Origin of the sequence: Sulfuricurvum sp. MLSB, assembly GCF_000747095.1 — a bacterium.
Lineage (GTDB): Bacteria > Campylobacterota > Campylobacteria > Campylobacterales > Sulfurimonadaceae > Sulfuricurvum.
In genome coordinates, this window is sequence record NZ_JQGL01000066.1 from 1 (window position 1) to 20,700 (window position 20,700).

Annotated in this window: 25 protein-coding genes; 14 read left to right on the forward strand and 11 right to left on the reverse strand. The window is 47.0% G+C overall.

All coding sequences use genetic code 11. The features are described from left to right. Positions 1 to 1,787, forward strand: a 1,787-nt coding sequence (locus tag JU82_RS05740; protein ID WP_037947835.1) for an AsmA-like C-terminal domain-containing protein, incomplete at its 5' end; no start/stop codon positions are given. Here JU82_RS05740 and JU82_RS05745 read toward each other — a convergent pair. Genes JU82_RS05745 through JU82_RS05775 form a run of 6 tightly spaced genes read right to left on the reverse strand, consistent with a single transcriptional unit; the run spans position 1,788 to position 6,143 of the window. Continuing rightward, a complete protein-coding gene (locus JU82_RS05745) occupies positions 1,788 to 2,999 on the reverse strand; it encodes an ArsS family sensor histidine kinase (protein WP_037947838.1) in 1,212 nt (403 codons plus the stop codon). A 3-nt stretch (positions 3,000 to 3,002) separates the two neighbouring features. Then, a complete protein-coding gene (locus JU82_RS05750) occupies positions 3,003 to 3,674 on the reverse strand; it encodes a response regulator transcription factor (RefSeq protein ID WP_037947843.1) in 672 nt (223 codons plus the stop codon). After that, positions 3,667 to 4,050, reverse strand: coding sequence for a periplasmic heavy metal sensor (locus tag JU82_RS05755; RefSeq protein ID WP_037947847.1), 384 nt, complete (start codon positions 4,048 to 4,050; stop codon positions 3,667 to 3,669). Before JU82_RS05755 ends, JU82_RS05750 begins: the two co-directional genes overlap by 8 nt. Positions 4,051 to 4,063: 13 nt before the next feature. After that, on the reverse strand, positions 4,064 to 5,167 hold the full coding sequence (locus JU82_RS05765) for a cytochrome b/b6 domain-containing protein (RefSeq protein WP_294892292.1): 1,104 nt from the start codon (positions 5,165 to 5,167) through the stop codon (positions 4,064 to 4,066). 16 nt (positions 5,168 to 5,183) lie between these two features. Next, positions 5,184 to 5,720 (reverse strand): diheme cytochrome c, encoded by a 537-nt coding sequence (locus JU82_RS05770; RefSeq protein WP_037947850.1) that lies wholly within the window; start codon positions 5,718 to 5,720, stop codon positions 5,184 to 5,186. A gap of 15 nt (positions 5,721 to 5,735) precedes the next feature. Further along, positions 5,736 to 6,143 carry a DUF1924 domain-containing protein gene (locus JU82_RS05775; protein ID WP_037947853.1) on the reverse strand — a complete coding sequence of 136 codons (408 nt, stop codon included), beginning with the start codon at positions 6,141 to 6,143 and terminating at the stop codon, positions 5,736 to 5,738. 143 nt (positions 6,144 to 6,286) lie between these two features. Between JU82_RS05775 and JU82_RS05780 the strand changes: the two genes are divergently transcribed. Next, entirely contained in the window at positions 6,287 to 6,472 is a 186-nt protein-coding gene (locus JU82_RS05780) for a hypothetical protein (protein WP_037947857.1), read from the forward strand. Between the two features lie 16 nt (positions 6,473 to 6,488). Here the strand turns inward: JU82_RS05780 and JU82_RS05785 are convergent, their stop codons facing one another. Further along, positions 6,489 to 7,685 carry an ABC transporter permease gene (locus JU82_RS05785; RefSeq protein WP_294892295.1) on the reverse strand — a complete coding sequence of 399 codons (1,197 nt, stop codon included), beginning with the start codon at positions 7,683 to 7,685 and terminating at the stop codon, positions 6,489 to 6,491. Next, positions 7,682 to 10,249, reverse strand: a complete 2,568-nt coding sequence (secA, locus tag JU82_RS05790) for a preprotein translocase subunit SecA (protein WP_037947862.1) — start codon at positions 10,247 to 10,249, stop codon at positions 7,682 to 7,684. The genes JU82_RS05785 and secA overlap by 4 nt, the downstream gene beginning before the upstream one ends. 118 nt (positions 10,250 to 10,367) lie before the next feature. Here secA and lolA point away from each other — a divergent pair, with 118 nt between their 5' ends. Beyond that, complete coding sequence (gene lolA, locus JU82_RS05795; protein WP_037947865.1) at positions 10,368 to 10,883, forward strand: LolA-like outer membrane lipoprotein chaperone; 516 nt, start codon at positions 10,368 to 10,370, stop codon at positions 10,881 to 10,883. Here the strand turns inward: lolA and JU82_RS05800 are convergent. Beyond that, positions 10,880 to 11,788, reverse strand: a complete 909-nt coding sequence (locus tag JU82_RS05800) for a cation diffusion facilitator family transporter (protein WP_037947868.1) — start codon at positions 11,786 to 11,788, stop codon at positions 10,880 to 10,882. The genes lolA and JU82_RS05800 overlap by 4 nt on opposite strands. A gap of 598 nt (positions 11,789 to 12,386) precedes the next feature. On the opposite strand from JU82_RS05800, the gene JU82_RS05810 reads away from it, so the two are divergent. Genes JU82_RS05810 through JU82_RS11840 form a run of 3 tightly spaced genes read left to right on the forward strand, consistent with a single transcriptional unit; the run spans position 12,387 to position 14,910 of the window. Next, complete coding sequence (locus JU82_RS05810) at positions 12,387 to 13,202, forward strand: HipA family kinase (RefSeq protein ID WP_037947873.1); 816 nt, start codon at positions 12,387 to 12,389, stop codon at positions 13,200 to 13,202. After that, positions 13,192 to 14,013 carry a hypothetical protein gene (locus tag JU82_RS05815; protein WP_037947876.1) on the forward strand — a complete coding sequence of 274 codons (822 nt, stop codon included), beginning with the start codon at positions 13,192 to 13,194 and terminating at the stop codon, positions 14,011 to 14,013. The genes JU82_RS05810 and JU82_RS05815 overlap by 11 nt, the downstream gene beginning before the upstream one ends. Then, positions 14,014 to 14,910 carry a hypothetical protein gene (locus tag JU82_RS11840; protein ID WP_294892299.1) on the forward strand — a complete coding sequence of 299 codons (897 nt, stop codon included), beginning with the start codon at positions 14,014 to 14,016 and terminating at the stop codon, positions 14,908 to 14,910. It abuts the gene before it with no gap. A gap of 34 nt (positions 14,911 to 14,944) precedes the next feature. On the opposite strand, the gene JU82_RS05825 is transcribed toward JU82_RS11840, so the two are convergent. Then, positions 14,945 to 16,198, reverse strand: coding sequence for an arsenic transporter (locus JU82_RS05825; RefSeq protein ID WP_037947879.1), 1,254 nt, complete (start codon positions 16,196 to 16,198; stop codon positions 14,945 to 14,947). A 101-nt stretch (positions 16,199 to 16,299) separates the two neighbouring features. Here JU82_RS05825 and JU82_RS05830 point away from each other — a divergent pair, with 101 nt between their 5' ends. From JU82_RS05830 to JU82_RS05865, 8 genes are read left to right on the forward strand one after another with little or no spacing between them, the layout of a single operon-like run. Further along, on the forward strand, positions 16,300 to 16,623 hold the full coding sequence (locus JU82_RS05830; RefSeq protein WP_037947882.1) for a metalloregulator ArsR/SmtB family transcription factor: 324 nt from the start codon (positions 16,300 to 16,302) through the stop codon (positions 16,621 to 16,623). Next, complete coding sequence (locus JU82_RS05835; protein ID WP_037947885.1) at positions 16,620 to 17,024, forward strand: arsenate reductase ArsC; 405 nt, start codon at positions 16,620 to 16,622, stop codon at positions 17,022 to 17,024. The genes JU82_RS05830 and JU82_RS05835 overlap by 4 nt, the downstream gene beginning before the upstream one ends. Positions 17,025 to 17,026: 2 nt before the next feature. After that, positions 17,027 to 17,971: a permease gene (locus tag JU82_RS05840; RefSeq protein ID WP_037947888.1), complete on the forward strand. Its 945-nt coding sequence runs from the start codon at positions 17,027 to 17,029 to the stop codon at positions 17,969 to 17,971. A gap of 8 nt (positions 17,972 to 17,979) precedes the next feature. Further along, positions 17,980 to 18,240: a hypothetical protein gene (locus JU82_RS05845; protein ID WP_037947890.1), complete on the forward strand. Its 261-nt coding sequence runs from the start codon at positions 17,980 to 17,982 to the stop codon at positions 18,238 to 18,240. Further along, positions 18,237 to 18,473 (forward strand): thioredoxin family protein, encoded by a 237-nt coding sequence (locus JU82_RS05850; RefSeq protein ID WP_037947891.1) that lies wholly within the window; start codon positions 18,237 to 18,239, stop codon positions 18,471 to 18,473. Before JU82_RS05845 ends, JU82_RS05850 begins: the two co-directional genes overlap by 4 nt. After that, complete coding sequence (locus JU82_RS05855) at positions 18,473 to 19,177, forward strand: cytochrome c biogenesis protein CcdA (protein WP_037947899.1); 705 nt, start codon at positions 18,473 to 18,475, stop codon at positions 19,175 to 19,177. Before JU82_RS05850 ends, JU82_RS05855 begins: the two co-directional genes overlap by 1 nt. A gap of 10 nt (positions 19,178 to 19,187) precedes the next feature. Next, positions 19,188 to 19,556, forward strand: coding sequence for a thioredoxin family protein (locus JU82_RS11845; protein ID WP_294892305.1), 369 nt, complete (start codon positions 19,188 to 19,190; stop codon positions 19,554 to 19,556). Between the two features lie 8 nt (positions 19,557 to 19,564). Further along, complete coding sequence (locus JU82_RS05865) at positions 19,565 to 19,999, forward strand: rhodanese-like domain-containing protein (RefSeq protein WP_037947902.1); 435 nt, start codon at positions 19,565 to 19,567, stop codon at positions 19,997 to 19,999. 18 nt (positions 20,000 to 20,017) lie between these two features. On the opposite strand, the gene JU82_RS05870 is transcribed toward JU82_RS05865, so the two are convergent. Next, positions 20,018 to 20,578: a sigma-70 family RNA polymerase sigma factor gene (locus JU82_RS05870; protein WP_037947904.1), complete on the reverse strand. Its 561-nt coding sequence runs from the start codon at positions 20,576 to 20,578 to the stop codon at positions 20,018 to 20,020. Positions 20,579 to 20,700: the final 122 nt, after the last annotated feature.

The following is a 20,700-nucleotide window of genomic DNA, read 5'->3' on the forward strand; positions in this document are numbered from 1 at the left end:
AGGTTGAGTATAAAATCAGGCCTCAGGGCGATACGATCCAGGTACAAGAGTCTGTGTGGAACGCGATGGGCGAAACGCTTCGAATCGGAGGGTTTACGACCGCGTTTGATTATGCCAATATGCGCATGGCCCTTTCTCCCCTGCGCTTTGGCATCGCCGATAAACTCCGAGGAACGCTTACCGCCCGTTTTGACGGCACGCAAAAACAATCCGATATAAAACTTCAGATCGATCATCTGCGGCTCGACGATGCCGCTTTGATGAATGCGCCCTTTAACCTTGCGATGAAATACGACGGCACCGCATTTAAACTGGATACCCCCAACGCCTCGTCATGGTCGATACATCAGCTTCCCATTCTTATTTCTCCGTTTAAAGCCGTATGGAAAAACGATGTTCTGGCGTTTTCCGGAATCGAGACGGTCGCCGGAAACTGGCTCAAAGCGAATCTATCCGGTTCGTTTAATACCGATACGCAAAAAGGGCTGTTCCGACTCAACAAAATGATCCCTTTGAATCCAAAGATCACTCCTCTTGTCAATCAGAACGAATCGGCAGATCTCCATATCAATAATGCGGAAAATGAGATTCGGCTCGACGTTCCGGCACTCAAAGCCCGTTTTACAACGATACCGGAAGGATGGCAGATCGCGTTGGATGACATCTCGCTCCTTTCACGCCGTTCTCCTCTGCTTCGACGTTACCACATCGATAACGGCAATTTGCATCTGTATTATACGGGTGAGCGTTCCCAATACCGTTTTAGCGGCTCCATCCGCTACCCCTATCCTCTGATTGTCGTGAACAATGTACCCCTCTCGCAATACCGTTTTAACGGATCGTATAAAGACGGCGATTCCACGATCCGCGTCAACGACCGACTTGTCATCAACCACACCCCTCAGAGAACCTATGTACGGGCAAACAACACCGGACTCAACCTCCCGGAGCTATTCAAATTCCTCGCTTTTTTCGCCAACGGCGAAACGGATGCATCCTCCGGCGAGAAGACCGCACCGGTCCGCATTCACGCTACCCATACGTATCTTCACCTGATGAAAGGGCGTAAAATCGTCGCCGATACGCTGGATGCGACGATGGACGAGGACGGCTTTAACGGATCATTGCAGCATGAAGAAGGGCTTGCGACTCTTAAAATACGGGACGGAGCTTTTATTATCGACGGAAAAGGGTTCAACGACACCTTTATGAAACATCTTTTTGCCCTGAGCGATTTTGACGGCGGCAAATTCTCGTTTCAGGCCAAAGGTGGAAGTGAAGCGTTTGACGGGATCATGCGCGTTGAAAATACCGTGCTCAAAGATTACAAAGTCCTCAACAATGTTCTGGCGTTTATCAATACCGTCCCTTCGCTCACCACGTTTTCTCTTCCCAATTACAACAGCAAAGGGCTTCCCGTACAAGAAGGATATGCTCACTTTGCTTACTCGAAAGGAATCCTCAAAGTCGACAACTTCACCCTTAACTCCCCTGAAATGAAAATACTGGGCGAAGGAAAAGCAGACATCAATGCCCGAACTCTCGAGGGAGAAATGACGCTCAAAACCGATTTGGGGTCTAAATTGGGGAAAGTTCCGATGGTCGGATATATTCTGCTGGGGAATGACGGATCGGTGTCGACGACCCTCACGCTCAGCGGGAGTCTGGATGATCCGAAGATCGAAACGGCTATCGCCAAAGAGATCGTCACCGCACCGTTTAATATCCTGAAACGGACGGTGATCTATCCGTTTTTATGGATGATACCCGATGAAAAGAAAAAATAGTTACTTTGTACTTCCAAAGATAATGGAAAAGCAGTGTGTTTCATTTTCGTATTCGTGCGTTAATAAAAAGCCGTGTTTGGCAACAATCTTACTGACGATATTTAGCCCAAGCCCGAATCCATGTGTGGTACGCGAACTCTCTTGCCGGGTAAACGGCGTCAAAAAATAATCCAACTCTTTTTCCAGCGGTCTGCCGTGATTCAATACGCTGATACGCTCAGATAAGACTTCCAATCTTATTGGTAACCGATCGGCATATTTGAGTCCGTTGTCAAGTAAGTTTTTTAATGCCATTGAAAGATAATGCAAATCTCCCTGAATGGTAAAATTGGTTTGAATAGTAACCGCTATCGCAGATTCATCGGCAAGACAGAGCTTCGATAAGGCTTCCATTAGCAGTGTTTCGGCAGTAAATACCCCGGAATGAATCAAACCGGTTGTCTGTAGTCTTTCGATCTCCAAAAGTTCACGGGTAAGTTCATCCAGTTCTTTGAACGAATGCTTAAGAGTATCGCGCGCGGTTGAAGCTTCTATTTGTTCCACTGCAAACAGACCGCGTGCGATAGGGGTACGCAACTCGTGTCCGACGTCACGGAGCAGCTCTTCGCGTGATCGAATCAGGCTTTCGATGGTTTGCGCCATTTCGTTATAACTACGCGCCACCTCCCCTATCTCATCGTGAGATGTGATTGTACTGCGGCTGTGATATTCTCCCTGCGCGAATCGCCGCATACTCCCGGTTATCACATTTAAAGGTGATAACATCCGCAAGATTATGATAAAAATAACGGCTAAAACAACGATGTCGGCTAGAACGAGCAAATTGAGTATCCACCCCTCTCTCAGAGCTTCTTTGAGCGTCGTATCGAGTAAATAGATATCCTCATCGATATAGCGTATATGCAGGATGTATCTTCCTTCATTTGCTTTGAGTATCTCAAACAATCCGAAGGTATGTGATTGGCGCATCATGACCTGATACGAGACCACAGGGGGTATTTTGACCAGATTCAATGACCGAAATTTATCTTCGAGTTCATCAGCGGAGGATGTCGCCATCCATCTGAATATTTTTCGTCCGTCTAGGAGATATTTTTGCACAACGATCGATTCGTATTTTTCGGTATTGATCGTATCGATCCTGTATCCGATACCGATCATAAGCATCAGACTGATCAGAAACAATACGGTGATTTTGGTAAAAATTGACATTAGTTATCCCGTAAATTTATAGCCGATACCCCATATCGATTTGATGTAGCGGGGTTCTTTGGCATCATCGCCGATTTTGAGACGGATATTGCTAATATGCATATCGATGGTGCGGTGTTTTGTCTCATCTCCGAGTCCCAAAGAACCGATGATCTGATCACGGGAGAGGTTTTTACCCCGATTTTTGACCAATAGCAAGAATATGTCGAATTCGACCCGTGTCAAATCGATCGGATACCCCGCCATCATTACCGATTTACTCGATTCGTCAATTGTAAAATCAGATACGACCAGTTCACTTTTACGTCCGTAACGGCGAAGTACCGCCTCTATCCGAAGAACAAGTTCACGCGGTTCATACGGTTTGTCGAGATAATCGTCGGTTCCCAAATCGTAACCGTAGATTTTATTTCCGATATCGGTGCGTGCAGAGGAGATGATAATAGGGATATCAAGCTGGCTTTTGATCATTTTAGCCACATCAAATCCGTCCATCCCCGGAAGCATCAGATCCAAAACGACGATATCAAAAGGCTCTTTTTTCACCAGCAGACATTCAAGCGCTTTTTTCGGATCGGAATATCCGTGCGTCTCAAATCCATACGAAGTCAAAAACGAACAAATCAATTCTTGAAGAGCAGGGTCGTCTTCGATCAAAAGGACTTTTCTACTCACTGTCCCACTCCTCCAAATGACGGACAAAACGCCGTTTTTGTTCAGGAGTCAAAATAGCATGTATCCGTTCGAATAATCGGGTTTGAATCTCAATCGAACCCCTCTCCCTCTCCAAGCTTTTAGAGCGAAATGCATCCGAGTCAAACGGCGAATTCAAAAATAATGCATTGATCTCTTCTTGGATTTTTTCACTCTTATGATGAAAACGGCGATAAGAGTATTGATACTCTTTCATCGCCTCTTCAACGGAGCGATGTTGCTGCTTTGTCAGCCCCAAATCATGCAAATCCATCGGAAAGCGATGATCATCGTCGGCACTAGCGGGGTTAATCCCTGATAAACACAGCACCGTTATAAAAATTGCTGTCCACTTCATGCTGTCCTCTTTGTTATATCGCTTTTATCGCGCTATCTTCGATTGTCCCCTGCTCTACATCACTATGGCAGGCTTTGCAGTTTGCACGGCTTTTTACATGATCGCTTGTAAAAATCTCTTCCGATATATCTTTGTGTCTCTTTTTCCAAAACGGCGTTTGCGTCATTGCTATCATATCGCGATTTTGAAAGGTTTTCAGCATTTTAACCGACATCTCTTGATCGGAGGTTTCTGCCGAATGTGCCAAAAGATACGCAAGTATTGATTGCTGATCGGCCGGATCAAGCGAAGCATCATCGCCGAAATGATTCGATAAATCCCCCATCAATTTCGCCCACGACTCCTTAGGAAGTAGAGTCGGCGGATAGAGGGTATGGCATGAACCGCATTCATTGACGAAAACGGGGTTGATTTTTGCGTAATCAATCTTTTCATTGTATCCCGCGACAACAGGATTGTTCGGAGTACTCAAAGCATATGCAAGGAATGCAATAGTGCCGCCGACACCGATAATCGCTACGACTTTTTGGAACCATGATAAAGCGGCACTTTCCCCTTCCATATTTTTATAGCCGTCTATGATCGAATTGAGTGTACGGTCATTTTTGTGCAAGAGTCGATCAACCAACACTCCCCCCACATGTGCCACAATCAAAACCCACAAGAGATTGGCGAAAAACTCATGAATCTCTTCAAACATCTCCATGTCCTGAAAAAATCCTGTATGTAAAGATGCAAGTAGGCCTCTGTTTTCCTGTATTCCATAGGCAAGCATACCGCTGAATACGGCAAGAACTACCGTCGAGAGCATCGCAATCATGACGAAGCTAGCCGCCGGATTGTGCCCGATTGTGCGGCGTGAGGGATTCAATAGGGATAAAAGATACTCTTTCAATGCACTAAAAGAGAGATGAAAGTCACCGAAACGGGAATATCTTGGCCCTATGATCCCCCACACAATCCGAAACATGACCAATACTCCGACGGTACTTCCGATCACAGCATGGATATTTAACCACCGGTCTTCTTCGGTGCTGATCCATGCGGCAACGATTAATACGACAAACAGCCAGTGAAACAGCCGTGTAGGCAGTGTCCAGACATATACCCGTTTCATCAGATGCTCCTACTGCTTATTCCCAGCTGCCGTAATTGGGAATACGGATTTCGCGCTCGCGATAGCTGCCGCTCGCGGCCTTGGTATGACATGAAGCGCAGTTCGCGAAGCTTTTGACCGCTTCTTGTATCACCAATTTTTTAGGAATTTCGCGATGCTCGTGCACGAAATTAGGCGTTTGCGAAATACGCATGGCGATTTCCCCTCCCATTCCGGTCATACGGTCGTATTTGGATGCATGAGCGGCCAAATAATTTTGAATCGTTTTATGCTCAGCCGGATCGAGTGTTGCATCGGTTCCGAAATGGTTGTTCAACGAATTCATCGTTTTATCCCAAGAGCGTTTCGGCAAAAACTCGGGCTGATACGCAAAATGGCAGGCACCGCACTCTTTTTGGTACAACGCGACGCTTGTCTTCTCTTGCTTTGTCATCGGCTTCGCTACAAAGCTCGAAGCATGCCGTACATGCTCTTCGTGATCATCGTCTGCATAAAGACAAATACCGCCGACTACGATTAAGGCGGCTACCGATAGGTTTAATAACTTTGTCATTGTCTCTCCTTGAGATTAATTTTTCATGATATAGGCGAGAGTGTCACCTTTTTCCTGTGCGGTTCCCTCACGGGCATACACATCCATAAAATTGCGTTTGAGCCATTTTTTCACCTCTTTGGTACTGGTCAGACGCTGCGGATTTGCACGCGGCGAAAGCGGATCGATCACTTTTCCGGTAAGGGAATTTTTGCCCGGACTTGAGAGATTAACCGTATGACAGCTGGTACATGCCATGGGTTTGCCTTGTTTGCCGGTATGCGTCGAGGTGAAAATTTCTTTCCCTCGTGCCGCATCAAATCCGCTAAAAGAAGGATTTTCGGCTTTTGCCGTTTTTGAGAGTTCATTCATGTATTGAACCACATCGGGTGACGCCGCCATAAGCGATATTGAGAACATACTGACGATTGCGAGGTATTTCATAACCTGCCTCCTCTTGTTGGATACTCGAATAGTACGGCAAACGTGTCAATCTGTCATGACAACTCTCTTGACACTTTCTTGACATTAAATTATTGTTTCTCAATACCGATATATGTTTGATACTTTATGAGGAGGTGTCATTAATGGATTCAATCAACAGTAATAGTGGAACGGGCCTTGAAATTTACGCGATGAAAAAAGCGATAGAAGTTCAGGGAGAAGGGATTATGAAGATTTTGGAAAGTGCCATGCCCTCTTCCGATCTCTCAGGAAGCATTTCCGGCTCAGCGCTTACCGGTCTAGGACAAAACCTCGATATAAAAGCTTGATCTGTAGCCATGCTCTCTACTCATTTCTTAAAACAGTTAAGACATCTACTTCGGACGCTTTTTTCGCCGGATACCATGACGAAAGCAGAACAATCACGAACGCACCGATGATAATCGAGAAGAAATCGATAACGCTCAAGTCAAGAGGCAGCGTCGAGGTTGGGTAAACGTCGGCGGGCAGCGAGATGATCTCGAACGTCCCCAGAATCCACATCCCCAAGAATCCCAAAATCGTACCCGTCAGAATTCCCAACGCTCCGATGACGATCCCGAGGATCAAAAAGACCCGTTTGACTTCCTGTTTTGATGCTCCCAGAGAAATAAGAAGCGCGATTTCGCTGCGGCGGTTCATCACCGTCATCAGAAGCGAGGAGATGATGTTGATTGCAGCGATCAGAATAATCAGCATCAGGACGATAAAAAGGGCCATTTTTTCCATCTCGAGGGCAGCGAAGAAATTGCCGTTGTCTTCCCACCATCCGCGAATCGATACGGTATCGGGAAGTACGGCTGCCAACCGATGAATGTCGGCTTCGGGATTAGCCGAATGGATATGGATGCCGTCGTAAAGGTTTTCGGGAATTCCCAGGATTTTTTGCAGTGATGCGATCGTCGTGTACGAAAATCCCTTATCATAGGCGCTCAATCCCGAATCAAACGTCGTAACGACATCAAATCGCTTGATTTTCGGCGTCAATGCCAATCCACCCGGCTCCATCTGGGTAAAAATGTAGGTCAGCTTGTCTCCTTCGCTGATCAGAAACTGTTCTTTGAGGGTTTTGCCGATCATCACTTCGAATCCGCTTGGAACCCGTCCTTTTAGACCTTCGGCAAGAATGCGGTTAACCTTGGCTTCCTGCGTGAAATCAACACCAAAAAGGTATCCGCCTTCCATCTGATCGCCGCTGCGCGAAAGGACTGCGGACGTGACGTAAGGGCTAAAAACCAGATCGGGGAACTCTACGCGAAGCTTTTCAACCAAAGCGGTATCGACGGTGCCGAAAAATTTTGGCTGAATCGTAAGGGGATAATTCATAACGGTGAGTTTTTTCTTGAACTCGTTGTCAAAGCCGTTCATCAGTGCCATCGCGATGATGAGAACCATGACCCCAAGTGCGATCCCGGAAAAAGCCAGCAGAGCCGAGAGGAAAATAAAAGGCTGCTCTTTGTCGAAACGCAAAAAGCGCTTAACGAGATAGGAGACGATACTCAAGAGGCGAATACCCCTTTTTTCGGTCCTGACTTGCCGCAGCAGTTTTTGTATTTGAGACCGCTGCCGCAGGGGCAGTCGTCATTGCGAGCGATTTTTTTCTCTTCGCCCTCGTGCTTGCTCTGGTTGAGAGCCATGCGCATTGCTTCTTGCTTTTTCTCCATCTCCATCTGATGTGCGAGCGCTTCAGCCTCTTCTTCGATGGATTCGACTTTGAAGCGGATAACATGGAGCGTTTTGACCGTATCGTACTTAATCGTCTCTACCAGCTCGGTGAAAAGGTTGAAACTCTCTTTTTTATACTCGACGAGGGGGTCTTTTTGGTTATAGGCACGCAGTCGGATACCCGTTTTCATGCTGTCCATCTGATAAAGGTGTTCTCTCCATGCGGTATCGAGGGTTTTGAGATAGATCTCTTTCTCGATATCGCTGCGCAGTTTCATATCAACGACCGACATTTTCGATTCGTATTCCGCAGTGAGGACTTCCAAAGCTCTCTCGCGAATCCCCTCAACACTTTTATCGCTGAAAAGTGAAACGTCCAAATCGGCGCCCAGTTCCTCTTTGAATGTCAGAATCAGACGTTCAAGATCGATTTCTTCTTCGGGAATTCCCTCAAAAATACCGCAAAATGCCAATGTACGATCGACATATTCGGCACGGTTGGTTTTGATCTTATCTGCGATGTTATATTCCGGATCGAGCAGCTCTCCGCGGAAACGGTAGACGATTTTACGCTGCTCGTTGGCGACGTCATCGTATTCGACGATATGTTTACGCCCTTCAAAGTGCATGTTTTCGACTTTTTTCTGCGCTTTTTCAACGGCACGGGTCACCATCGTCGATTCAATGTACTCACCGTCTTCGACGCCGAGGCGTTCCATGATCGCTTTGATTTTGTCCGAACCGAAAATACGGAGAAGATTGTCTTCGAGCGAAAGGTAAAACTGGCTTGTCCCCGGATCACCCTGACGCCCTGCACGTCCGCGCAGCTGGTTATCGATACGGCGGTTTTCGTGACGCTCGGTCCCGAGGATATAAAGGCCTCCGAGGGCTTTGATCTCATCGTCGACTTTGATGTCGACCCCGCGTCCGGCCATATTGGTTGCGATCGTGATCGCCCCTTTTTCCCCGGCATGCTTGATGATTTCCCCTTCCTGAGCGTGGTTTTTCGCGTTCAGTACGGTGTGGGGAATTTTCTCGGCCTTGATCAGCGCATGCAGTTTTTCCGATTTTTCAATCGATGCCGTACCGATCAGGACCGGCTGTCCTTTGGCGTGAAGCTCTTTGATTTTTGCGATGACGGCATCGAATTTTTCGGCTTCGGTTTTGTAGATCAGGTCGTTCAAGTCCTGACGGATAACAGGGACGTTTGTGGGGATCGAAATAACGTCGAGATTGTAGATCTGGGCGAATTCGGTCGCTTCGGTCTGCGCCGTTCCCGTCATACCGCCGATTTTTTTGTACATACGAAAATAGTTCTGGTAAGTGATGTCCGCGAGGGTTTGGGTCTCTTCTTTAATCACAACCCCCTCTTTGGCTTCCAATGCCTGATGCAGCCCTTCGGAGTAACGGCGCCCCTCGCTGAGGCGTCCGGTAAACTCGTCGACAATGATAACCTGATCGTCCCGTACCACGTAATCGACATCGCGTTCGAAAATGTAGTTGGCTTTAAGCGACTGATCGAGGTAGTGCGAAAGACCCGTATTTTCGATGCTGTATAGATTGTCAACGCCGAATAGTTCTTCGGCGCGGGCGATTCCTTCTTCGGTAATCAGCACAAGGCGGTCTTTTTCATCGACGGTGAAATGTTCGTCCTTCACCAGAGCTTTGGCCACAGCGTCGGCGCGGGTATAGTTCTCAAGCGCCCGGTTGGTCGGACCCGAAATGATGAGCGGAGTACGCGCTTCGTCGATTAGGATCGAGTCGACTTCGTCGACAATGACAAACTCATGTCCGCGCTGAACCATGTGCTCGCGCGAATAGGTCATGTTGTCACGCAGATAGTCGAACCCGTATTCATTGTTGGTTCCGTATGTAATATCGCATCCGTACTGAAGGCGTTTGTCCGCAGGGTTGTATCCCCCTTCCAGAATGATTCCGGTCGTATAGCCGAGGAATCCGTATAGCGCCGACATCTGTGACCCGTCACGCTCGGCGAGATAGTCATTGACGGTAACGACGTGAACGCCTTTGCCGCTCATAGCATTCAAAATAACAGGAAGCGTCGCGACGAGGGTTTTTCCTTCCCCCGTTTTCATCTCGGCGATCCGGCCCTCGTGCAGAACCATCCCCCCGATCAGCTGAACGTCAAAATGACGCATCCCCAATGCACGTTTTCCCGCTTCGCGGGTAATGGCGAACGAATCGACCAGTACGTCATCCAACGTCTTTTCTCCGCTCTGGACGGATGATTTAAGGTCAGCGAAAGCGGCCTGAAGCGCTTCATCGCTCATGGCTTCGAAATGCGCTTCGCGCGCATTGATTTGGGTTACCCGTTTGAGATATTTTTTGATTTCACGATCGTTTTTTGTACCGAAAACTTTTCCGAAGAACGTTTGAAGCATTGATGGCCTTATTGTGCGCAATATTTAAAAAGTCGCTGATTCTACCATACGAAATCTATTGTTTGGATTAATAGGGATTCGCTACAATAACGCCTATTATTTTTCCGAAGGACTGCCCGTGCGTTTTTTTCTTGCAGCATTATTTGTTTCCGCTTCCCTCTTTGCCGCACCCAAAGACATCACCTCGTTTAACGCGAAATTTATCCAAACGATCACCGATGACAACGGCAAAACGATCCGTTACAACGGTGAAATCTGGGCATCAAAACCGCAGAATGCCTTGTGGGTCTACCAAAAACCGATTCAAAAAAGCGTCTACGTCAACGGCCAGAAAATCACGGTCATCGAGCCTGCTATCGAACAAGTCACACTGCGTACGCTCGAAAACGAAATCGATTTTCTCGCCATTGTCCAAAAAGCCAAAAAAGTCGACAACGAAAGATACGCGGCGACCGTCAAAGGACAGACGTATACGGTCACCTTTAAAAACGATGTTCTCGCCTCCATCAGCTATACCGACGGGTTTGACAACAAAGTCCTAATCCAATTCACTGCGCCCGTTCAAAACAAACCGATAGACGCAACCCGCTTCAAAGCCCTCATCCCCGCCGACTACGACATCATCAAAGGTTAATGATCATGGCATGAGGCGCTGACCGCCTCTCTCCCGTTTTTGCCCGTTTCGCACTGAAAAGTCGTATGGGCGATCCCGATATCTTCCAAGGCATGACTCAAATCATGGATTACGGCAGACACTTCGCTCAGGCACAGATCCTGATGAAAATTGAGCCGCGCTTCCAAAAAGACCGTTTCATCGTCAAGCTGCCACAGGTGGATATGATGGATGTTCTCGATCGCATCGAATTGCGCCGCTTTGTCTATGATCGCATCAACCGAGATATCCGAGGGGGCAAACTGCATCAGCATCCCCGTTGATTCTTTGACGATCCCGTAAGACGAGCGGATCAGATAAAACGATATGAGCAGCGAGAGCAGCGGATCGATCCAGTACCATCCGTAAAAATAGATCATCGCCCCGCCCGCCAAAACGGCAAACGACGTCATTAGATCCCCTATCAGATGCAGATAGGCGGAACGGATGTTGATGTTATGGTCCGCATCGCGGTGAAGCATCCATGCCGAAAGACCGTTGACAACAATCCCCAGCGCTGCCAATGCCATAACCCACGTCGACGCCACCGCCTGCGGCTCGATGAAGCGGTGGATAGACTCGACGATCAAATAGACCGATACCGCTATCAACACCGACGCGTTGAACAAAGCCGCCAGAATTTCGGCCCGCTTGAATCCGAACGTCTGCTTCAGGTTTTGGGGGCGGTGGGAGAGCTTGTGCGCGTAATAGCTGATAACAAGGCTCATCACGTCGCTGAAGTTATGAAGCGCATCGCTGAGCAGCGCCAGCGAACCCGAGAGAATCCCCCCGATGAATTGCGCTACGGTGATGACGAGATTGAGGATGACACTAAAGAGGAGCTTTCCTCCGCTGACGTTATGATGATGATGGTGGTGGTGTTCCATAAATTAGACCCGAAAATAAAATTGAGAAAGTTTATCATAAAGTTCTTCCAAAAGCTGTTAACGACATATTAATCGGTGATTAAAATTTAGACTGATTTGTGAAACAGTAGGAGTCCTAGGCAACCGAAATCGATGTCGGGCCATATCATCATGTTCTGACAAAAAAAATTATCTTTTGCTATAATGTACAGACTCAGAATATTTGGTTGGTCTCAGTGCATTTTTTGAATTAATTAACTTTAAAGCGTCTTTAGCCGGTGACGCGTTTAACACACCCTGCCCACCTCTTTGCAATGTGCCAACGGCGGGGTTTTCTTCGTGAACGACTTACATTCCCAACTTCAAACGATCAAAAATCTATCAAACGGTTATACCAAATCCCCTAAAACTTTTGAACAACAACTTCAGCTTTTAAAAGACAAAAATCTCATCATCACCAATGAAGCTTATACCTTCAGAAAGCTCTCCCATATCAACTACTACCGGCTAAGCGCTTATGTTTTACCACTGCAACATCCAAAAGCATTCAAAGATGTAAAACTACAAAAATTACTATTTAACAAGATATACTATCTGAAATAAAAAGCGAAAGATTAAAATGGTTGAATACGCAACGACAAATGCTATCGATTGGTTGAGCGATTTTCAAAAAGAACACGGTGTTTCTGATTATGCGATTATTAAAGCCGATGACGGAAAACAATACCAAATCAAATTTAACTCATCCAACTCCCGCGAGTTCATAGCGCATTACATCGCTTCTTTAATTGAGGTACCCGTACCACCAGCAAAAATAATCCATATTAGCGATTATCTTTTCGATGATATATCAGAGCATTTCACTTCATTAAGTCCCCTACCCTCTAAACACTATTTTGCCGTCGAGTGGTATCCTAATACACTTAAATGGGAAAATTACGAAGAATTTTTTGATGAGTTAAAAAGTGTAGACAACTTCAACGCATTCCTCTCCATATTTTCCTACGATCAGTATCTCAGAAACTATGATCGTCACGAATACAATCACATCATTGTCCGAGAGGATACGAAACGAAAATTCTACAATTCAATTGATGCGGACAGAATTTTTGCCGGATATGATATAAATAATATTCTCTTAGAGATAAACGAGTATAATTGCCATTATCCACCTATATACGGTGCAGCTTTATACGATCAGATCGAAGATAACCATTTCACGAACATTTTACGTTATGCCGCTACGATTGGACTAATAAAAGACGAAGATATCGCTGATATTATTTCGATCTGCGATCAGCTGTATGATTTTTCAGCTGATGAAAAATTCAAAATAACACGTTTTTTGTCCGAGCGTAAAGATAACATCTACGAAGCGTGTATGCGGAACACAAAATGCTATACAAAAGTAAGAAGGAGTTTATATGCCGATTGATTTTTCATCCCGACAATCCGACAGTAAAAATGGACTCTTATCTGTTTTAAAATTATCGATTCCCTATACGGGTGAAGTGCTCAATCTAGGTGTCATCCTTCAAGACGCTATCACCCATGAAATCCGCACCAAAACAGTCGAAGATTTTGGAAAACTCGGTAAATGCTTTCAGATTCCCGACATTGAAAATGTCCAGTACGCTATTGAAATGTTCCAAAAACGACAGATTTCCAGAGACACCATCTGCGCGGGAGAGCTTTCCCCATCATTGATTGTATCTGAGCCATCCAAATACATTATCACTTCCCAAAATATTGAAGAAGAACTTCTTAATGCCTTTTCTTCCAAAGTTTCATTGGCAAAGCAGTTAGAACACAAACGTAAGATTAACCCTTTTTCCAAAACAAAACTAATCACTACAATACAACAAGAAATCAAAGCGAAAAAATGGGACAAAACTATCAAAACCCGTAAGCATATTCCTATGGAATTCGGTGAAGAAAAAGAGATCAGTTTTGTTTCTTTCGCAGGCAAAAAACCTATCGTAGCGACGCAACTTGTTTCACTTTATGTCGATTTTTGGGATACGTTTCAAAATGCCATGTTATTAAAATATCTAAAAGACGAAACTATCACCGACAAAGTGATCTATATGCCACCTGCAGCTGGAAAAACGGGTTTTGCAGATAAAATCCGTTTTGTACGAGAAGAAGCGGAAAAAGAAGACTTCACGCTCATTGATGCCGCCGATCATAATGAAGTATTGGAGCTTATGAAAGAAAAAGCGGATCAAGCTTTATTGATTGCATAAATGAATGATAATAATTTATTAAATAATTCTAGTGCTGTCTCAAACTTAGTTAAAAATCCTCTTGGAATTATTGGATTATTTATTCTACTTGTTTATGGTATCGCATCTTTACTCATAGGAATTGGCGGAAAAACTATCTTCTCTGAAAGTCAAATTTGGTTATTGGTTGTTTTCTTAATTGGATTTCCTCTGATTGTTTTGGCTGTTTTTTATTGGCTTGTTACCCGCTATCACGAAAAATTATACGCACCAAAAGACTATCAGAATGATGATGCCTTTTTGAAAACTATTTCAATTACAAAAGCTTCAAAAGAAGAAATCAGAGATAAATATGAAAAAGAACAAATTATTCAAAATGCAATCGTTCAAGTTTCTGGCGTAGAAGCCAAATCTTCAATGGATGAAGTAAATTTCACTGTTGCTGATGAATACATTCCTACTCCAAGTGCCATTATTACTGACGAATACATTCCTTCTCCAATGGATTTATTGTCTTATAATGATATTATGGACTTAGAAGAAAAAGCAATTCGAAGAATAGAACAAAAATATTCAATTGAATTCGATAGAAATGTTAAGCTTGAATTTGAAGACGATCCAATCATAATTGATGCAGGATATATTAATTCAGAGACAAAACAATTTTATATTGCTGAAATTAAAATATTAAAATCTTCATTTGCCGCTGAAATTATCAATGCGTTAATACTTAGGTTTATCCAAATTCAAGCAGTCTTTAATCGAGTGGAAATCAATTTATTAATTGGGATCATACACGATGAAAATAAAATCTTAATTGACTCAAAAATTAAAAAGCTAACAAAAGATCTTCCGATCAAAGTGCAATTAGAATATTTCAATTTACTGGATTTAAAAAAAGAAACAAACGACCTCTAATCACTACACTCTTCTCTTGATCGAAGCAATCAAATTAAAGTAATCCTACCAACGCCGCCAGCAACACCGGCGGGGTGACGATCAGCCCTACTTTCATATATTCACCCCACCCTATTTTGACCCCTTTTTGCGCCAGTACGTGGAGCCACAGCAGCGTCGCGAGCGATCCAATCGGAGTCATTTTGGGTCCGAGGTTGCATCCGATGATGTTGGCGTAGGCCAACGCACTGTTCCCCGCTTCGGCAATCGCGATGTCCATGATCATGACGGTGGGCATGTTGTTCATGACCGAGCTGAGGATGGCGGCGAGGAAGCCTGTGCCGATTACGGCATAGGCGTTCCCCATCGTCTGAAGCTGGACGATCCAGACGGCGAGGTAGGTGGTGAGACCACCGTTTTTGAGGCCGTAGACGACGACATAGAGGCCGATGCTGAACCACACGACCTGCCACGGGGCGGCCTTGATCGTCATGATCGGTTTGGTCGCTTTGAAATGGGTCGCGATGGCGAGGAACACCAAAGCACCGCCGAGGGCAAATACCGACACGGGAAGATGATATGCGTCTCCGACGAAATAGCCGACCATCAGAAGCCCCAGAAACGGCCAGCTGAGGCGGAACATCGTCTGGTTTCGGATCGCACTTTCGGGTGTAGCAAGATTTTCGACGTCGATGTGCGTCGGGATGTCCTTGCGGAAAAAGAGCCACAGCACGACGATGGAGGCGAGGATGCTCAGGAGATTGGGGAGGAACATCGCACGGGCGTATTCCCAGAACCCGAGGTTGAAATACCCCGCCGTGACAATGTTGGTCAGATTCGAGATGACGAGCGGGTTCGAGGCGCTGTCGCCGATAAATCCCCCCGCCATCAAAAACGCGAACATCGCGACGGGATTCATTTTGAGATACTTCATCTTGGCTAGGATGATCGGGGTGAGGATCAGCGCCGCCCCGTCGTTGGCGAAAAAGGCCGCGACGAGGGCGCCGAGGATCATCATGTAGATAAACATCAGGTGGCCGTTGCCGCGGGAAAGACGTGCCATTTTCAACGCCGCCCACTCGAAAAATCCGATCTCGTCGAGTACCATCGAGAGCAGGATAATCCCGATAAATGCCAGCGTCGCGTCCCAGACGATTCCCGTCACCGTCCACACGTCGCCGAGGCTGACGACACCGAGGATAACCGCCGCAACAGCGCCGACTGCCGCCGTCGTACCGATCTGCAACCCACGCGGCTGCCAGATGATAAAGATTAATGTGCCTAAAAACAGAGCGATCGCCAATGCCATTTTGGACTCCGATTGAAAAATTACGAAATTGTATCATAATATCAACATATCTTGATATATTATTTTATTTTCGTTACACTGTCACAAATCGGAGGTAGCGTATGAACGTTTTTTTAGAAACCGTATCGGCACTGAACGACGAAACCCGCGTGAAACTGCTGGCATTTCTGGATACTCACGGGCCGTTATGCGTCTGCGACTTGCAGGAGAGCTTCGGGATGATCCAGTCGCGCCTCTCTCGCCACCTAAAAATCCTCAAAGACGGGGGATTTTTGCGGGTCGATCGGTGCGGTACGTGGGGTTATTATTCCATCCGAAGTCCGCTGGATCGCTTCCGAACCGAAGCGCTGGCCGAAATCCGCTGTCTGCAGCTTGAGCTGCCTCCCTTGAAAAAAATATCCCAAAATGAAGGTTGTACCCTATGAAAAACGTCCTTATCCTCTGCACCGGCAACAGCTGCCGCTCCATCATGGCCGAAGCGCTCATCAATGCCAAAATGGGCGAGTGTGTTAAAGCCTTCAGTTCCGGCGTCAAAGCGAGCGGCAAAGTCAATCCGAACGCTCAGGCGCTGCTCGAAGCAAAAGGGTATTGGAGAGAAGAATATCACTCCAAAGTGATCGAAACGGTTCTGAACAACGAATTTGATCTGGTCATCACCGTCTGCGACCACGCCAACGAAACCTGCCCGATGTTCCCCAAAGCCATCAAGACGATCCACGTCGGGTTCGAAGATCCCAGCGGCAAAGCGGTCGAGGAGTACGCCAAAACCCTCGATCTGATCGAAGCGACCCTTTTGCCGATCGTCAAATCCGAGTTGTGTGACTGATCATGTGGCAGGAGCTTAGCGGCACCATCGTCCTCGATTGGCTCGGTTTTTCGGGCCGGATGGGCGATGCTCTGCACTTTTTTCTCTACGACACGATCAAAATCTGGTTTTTGCTGCTGGCAATCATCTTCGCCGTCTCGTTTCTGCGGACATGGTTCAACACCGAAAAGGTGCGCGCCTACCTCGCGGGCAAGCGCGAGTTTACCGGAAACGTCCTCGCCGCGCTGTTCGGAATCATCACCCCGTTTTGCACCTGCTCGGCGATCCCCCTCTTTCTTGGTTTTTTGCAGGCACGGATACCCATCGGGGTGACGTTCAGCTTCCTCATCAGCGCCCCGCTCAACAACGAAATCGCCATCGCGATGCTCTTTAGCCTCTTCGGATGGAAAATCACCGCGATCTACATCGGGTTCGGCCTCGCCGTCGCGATACTGGGAGGATGGCTGATCGGACGGTTCAACGTCGAAAAATACGTCCTCATTTCCGTACCGCCGCTATCGGGGGATATCGAACTGCCGACCTATGTGCCGAGTTTCAAAGAGCGGGTGAACGAAGCGTGGGGCAACACCCGCGACATCTTCCGCAAAATCTACCTGTGGGTGATGGTGGGCGTCGGCGTGGGGGCGTGGTTTCACGGCTACGTTCCGGCCGAGTTTATCGCGCAATACGCCGGAGGGGATGCATGGTACGCCGTCCCCGTAGCCGTTTTGATGGGGATACCGATGTACGCTTCGGCGGCGGGGGTGATGCCGCTGGTGGAAGTACTGACCCAAAAGGGGATGCTGCTGGGATCGGCGCTCTCGTTTATGATGGCGGTCACCGCCCTCTCGCTCCCCGAAGCGATCATCCTCAAACAGATCCTCCATATCCGCCTTATCGCCCTCTTTTTCGCGATCATCGGAGCGGGAATCATGGGGATCGGATTCTTGTTCAACACCATTTTATAGGAGCTCATATGAAAATCGATATTACGAATCAGGCGAACGGCGTCAAGGCGTTTCTCACCGGTTTCAGCACCGAAGAACTGGGGGCCAAGATCGAAGCGTGCCAAAACGGTCAGTGCGACTGCAACTGTGATCCTACGATGATGCAGAAAATCGAGGGGATCGAGTTGACTTCCGTCGAAGGGGGCTCTATACTTACCGTTACCGGCGACGTCGATGCCCAAACATTGGCACCGATGATGAAAGAATGTCTGTTGGGAGAGAAACAATGAAAATCGAAATTTTAGGAACCGGATGTGCCAAATGCAAAGCCCTCGAAGAGGCGGCGAAACAGGCGGTAGCCCAAAGCGGCAAATTCGCCCAGGTCGAAAAAGTCGACGATATCCAGAAGATCATGAGCTACGGCGTCATGAGCACCCCCGGCCTCGTGATTGATGGCAAGGTGGTCAGTACCGGCAAACTCCTCGGCGTCGCTGAGATCGTCGAGTTGATCAAAGCTCCGTAGTGGAATCCTTTTTCATCTCCCTACTCGAAACGCACGGCCTCATCGTCTTTGCCGCCGCGTTCGGGATCGGGGCACTCACCTCCCTCGCCCCCTGCTCGATCATCTCGGTTCCCCTGCTGGTAGGTAGTGCGTTGGGGATGAGCTCGCATCTATCACCCAAAGAGCGGGTGCGATTTACCTATATTTTTGCCTTTCTGTTTGCCCTGGGGGTGGCGGTGAGTTTTTCCATCCTCGCCTACATGGTCGCGAAAATGGGGTATTTTTTCTCCATCGCGCCGCTGGAAGCCTATATCGCCGGAGGAATCGCCGCCATCGTAATCGGGCTGTATTCGCTGGGGGTTTTGCCCGAAGTGATCGACAAAAACCGATGGATGGGCCGTCTCATCACCCTGCGCTACGTCGGGGCGTTTTTGATCGGGATGGTGTTCGGACTCGTATCGACGCCGTGCGCTTCGGCTCCGCTGGTGGCGATCATCACCGTCGCGGCCAACGCCCCCGACTGGTATGCCTATGCGCTGGTCCTCATCTTCGCCCTCGGACATTCATTGCTTCTCCTCGCCGCGGGGGTATCGGTCGGGTTTGCCCAGAGCGTCGCGTCCAGTGCTAAAATAGCCTTTGTCACCGGATGGATGACGAAACTCTTTTCCCTCGCCCTGATCGGGATCGGGATCTATTTTTTCACCCTGGCCTATGAACAACTCTAAAAGGAAACCTATGAAACTGTTTGCCCTACTCACAACTTTGTCTCTCTCACTACTCGCCGCTGAGCTTCAGCCCTATCCCTATGCTATTGTTAAAAAAGAGATCGGCAAAGGTCACGTAGTGATGGTCGAAGCGGGTTCGACGATGTGCCAATCGTGCAAAGAGATGGGAGAACTCCTCTATGCTGAAAAACAGATCGACCCCAAACGCAAAATCTTTTTCGTCGATGTGGGATGGGAGCGGGACGCGGCGCGCGCGATGAAAATCCGGATGATTCCGACGCAGATCGTGTATGACGCACAAGGACGTGAGATCGACCGTCATATCGGAGGATTTACGACCGATGGTCTGAAACGGTTTCTGGCGAAGCATAAGATTTAGGAAAACCTATGAAAACAATCATTGTAGCTCTCATCATCGTAAGCACACTTTATGCTGAAAGTTTCGACAATTACCTCAAACGCTTCGATTACAACGAACGAACCGAGATGAAAATCAAAAGCCTCGAAGCGGTCGAGCTCTATAAGATGGGAGAGGTCGAATTCGTCGATATCCGCTTCAAAGAAGAGCAAGCTGTGTGGAGTTTTCCATTTATGAAGAAAATCCCCCTGAACGAACTCCCCAACCGCCTGAACGAGCTCGACAAAAACAAAACCATCGTCACCGTCTGTCCCCATTACGACCGTGCCGAAATGGCACGCATCTATCTGACCCTCAAAGGGTACAAAAGCCGCTACCTCACCGACGGAATGATCGGGCTGGCGGGGTATCTGCGCGGAGATGAGGCGAAAGAGTTTGTCGAGGAGACGAAAGAAAAGAAGTAATAAACTATTTTCTTCTCATCATTTGTATCCACATTTAGCTTGGCAAATTGTATCATTTTTATGAAAATCGACTATCTCGTTACGGCTATTATTCTCAAATCGACAGCACTCTTCGAGAAGAGATTTCAAAGCAGTTTTTGCCCGCTTAGAGTGTGATTTGACGGTTGATAAGTTCAGATTGTTTTTTTCGGCATATTCACTCAAAGTCAGCTCATCAAAATAAACACTCTGCAATACATCGTGCTGTATCGGAGAGAGCGTTTCCATAAATGCTGATAAGCAACAATCGAGTTCACGCATGATCGATTCAGGCAGAACCTCATCATTTGATACATCCGTGTCATCAGTTACATCGATCTTATGCTTTCGAAAATAGTCGTTGATCGTATTGGAAGCGATGGCATAGAGCCAGCTTTGAAGTTTTTGCCCCTCTTTTAGAGTATCGATGGATCGAAATGCTTTGATAAAAACTTCCTGCACGATATCTTCGGTAATATGTTCATCGTTCGTTTTATATCGTACAAAGCGCAAAAGAGGCTGTCGAAATGTCTCATAAAGTGAAGTTAACGAACTCTCCATCAATCTATTATCCTTTAATAGTAAACTCTCCATTATAAGACGTAATCGTTAAAAAAATAGTTGCACTACGCACGTGCAACCTTTTTGGCACTCCGTCCGTCTTATCCTATGAAATCATATAC

Bases quoted from the DNA above. Each gene is read 5' to 3' on its own strand.
- JU82_RS05830 (WP_037947882.1), top strand. From the start codon at position 16,300: ATGAACGTTTTTTTAGAAACCGTATCGGCACTGAACGACGAAACCCGC.
- JU82_RS05850 (WP_037947891.1), top strand. From the start codon at position 18,237: ATGAAAATCGAAATTTTAGGAACCGGATGTGCCAAATGCAAAGCCCTC.
- JU82_RS05865 (WP_037947902.1), top strand. From the start codon at position 19,565: ATGAAAACAATCATTGTAGCTCTCATCATCGTAAGCACACTTTATGCT.
- JU82_RS05870 (WP_037947904.1), bottom strand. From the start codon at position 20,578: ATGGAGAGTTCGTTAACTTCACTTTATGAGACATTTCGACAGCCTCTT.
- JU82_RS05825 (WP_037947879.1), bottom strand. From the start codon at position 16,198: ATGGCATTGGCGATCGCTCTGTTTTTAGGCACATTAATCTTTATCATC.
- JU82_RS11840 (WP_294892299.1), top strand. From the start codon at position 14,014: ATGAATGATAATAATTTATTAAATAATTCTAGTGCTGTCTCAAACTTA.
- JU82_RS05745 (WP_037947838.1), bottom strand. From the start codon at position 2,999: ATGTCAATTTTTACCAAAATCACCGTATTGTTTCTGATCAGTCTGATG.
- JU82_RS05775 (WP_037947853.1), bottom strand. From the start codon at position 6,143: ATGAAATACCTCGCAATCGTCAGTATGTTCTCAATATCGCTTATGGCG.
- JU82_RS05765 (WP_294892292.1), bottom strand. From the start codon at position 5,167: ATGAAACGGGTATATGTCTGGACACTGCCTACACGGCTGTTTCACTGG.
- JU82_RS05835 (WP_037947885.1), top strand. From the start codon at position 16,620: ATGAAAAACGTCCTTATCCTCTGCACCGGCAACAGCTGCCGCTCCATC.
- JU82_RS05810 (WP_037947873.1), top strand. From the start codon at position 12,387: ATGGTTGAATACGCAACGACAAATGCTATCGATTGGTTGAGCGATTTT.
- JU82_RS05755 (WP_037947847.1), bottom strand. From the start codon at position 4,050: ATGAAGTGGACAGCAATTTTTATAACGGTGCTGTGTTTATCAGGGATT.
- JU82_RS05780 (WP_037947857.1), top strand. From the start codon at position 6,287: ATGGATTCAATCAACAGTAATAGTGGAACGGGCCTTGAAATTTACGCG.
- JU82_RS05800 (WP_037947868.1), bottom strand. From the start codon at position 11,788: ATGGAACACCACCACCATCATCATCATAACGTCAGCGGAGGAAAGCTC.
- JU82_RS05770 (WP_037947850.1), bottom strand. From the start codon at position 5,720: ATGACAAAGTTATTAAACCTATCGGTAGCCGCCTTAATCGTAGTCGGC.
- JU82_RS05815 (WP_037947876.1), top strand. From the start codon at position 13,192: ATGCCGATTGATTTTTCATCCCGACAATCCGACAGTAAAAATGGACTC.
- JU82_RS05840 (WP_037947888.1), top strand. From the start codon at position 17,027: ATGTGGCAGGAGCTTAGCGGCACCATCGTCCTCGATTGGCTCGGTTTT.
- secA (WP_037947862.1), bottom strand. From the start codon at position 10,249: ATGCTTCAAACGTTCTTCGGAAAAGTTTTCGGTACAAAAAACGATCGT.
- JU82_RS11845 (WP_294892305.1), top strand. From the start codon at position 19,188: ATGAAACTGTTTGCCCTACTCACAACTTTGTCTCTCTCACTACTCGCC.
- JU82_RS05845 (WP_037947890.1), top strand. From the start codon at position 17,980: ATGAAAATCGATATTACGAATCAGGCGAACGGCGTCAAGGCGTTTCTC.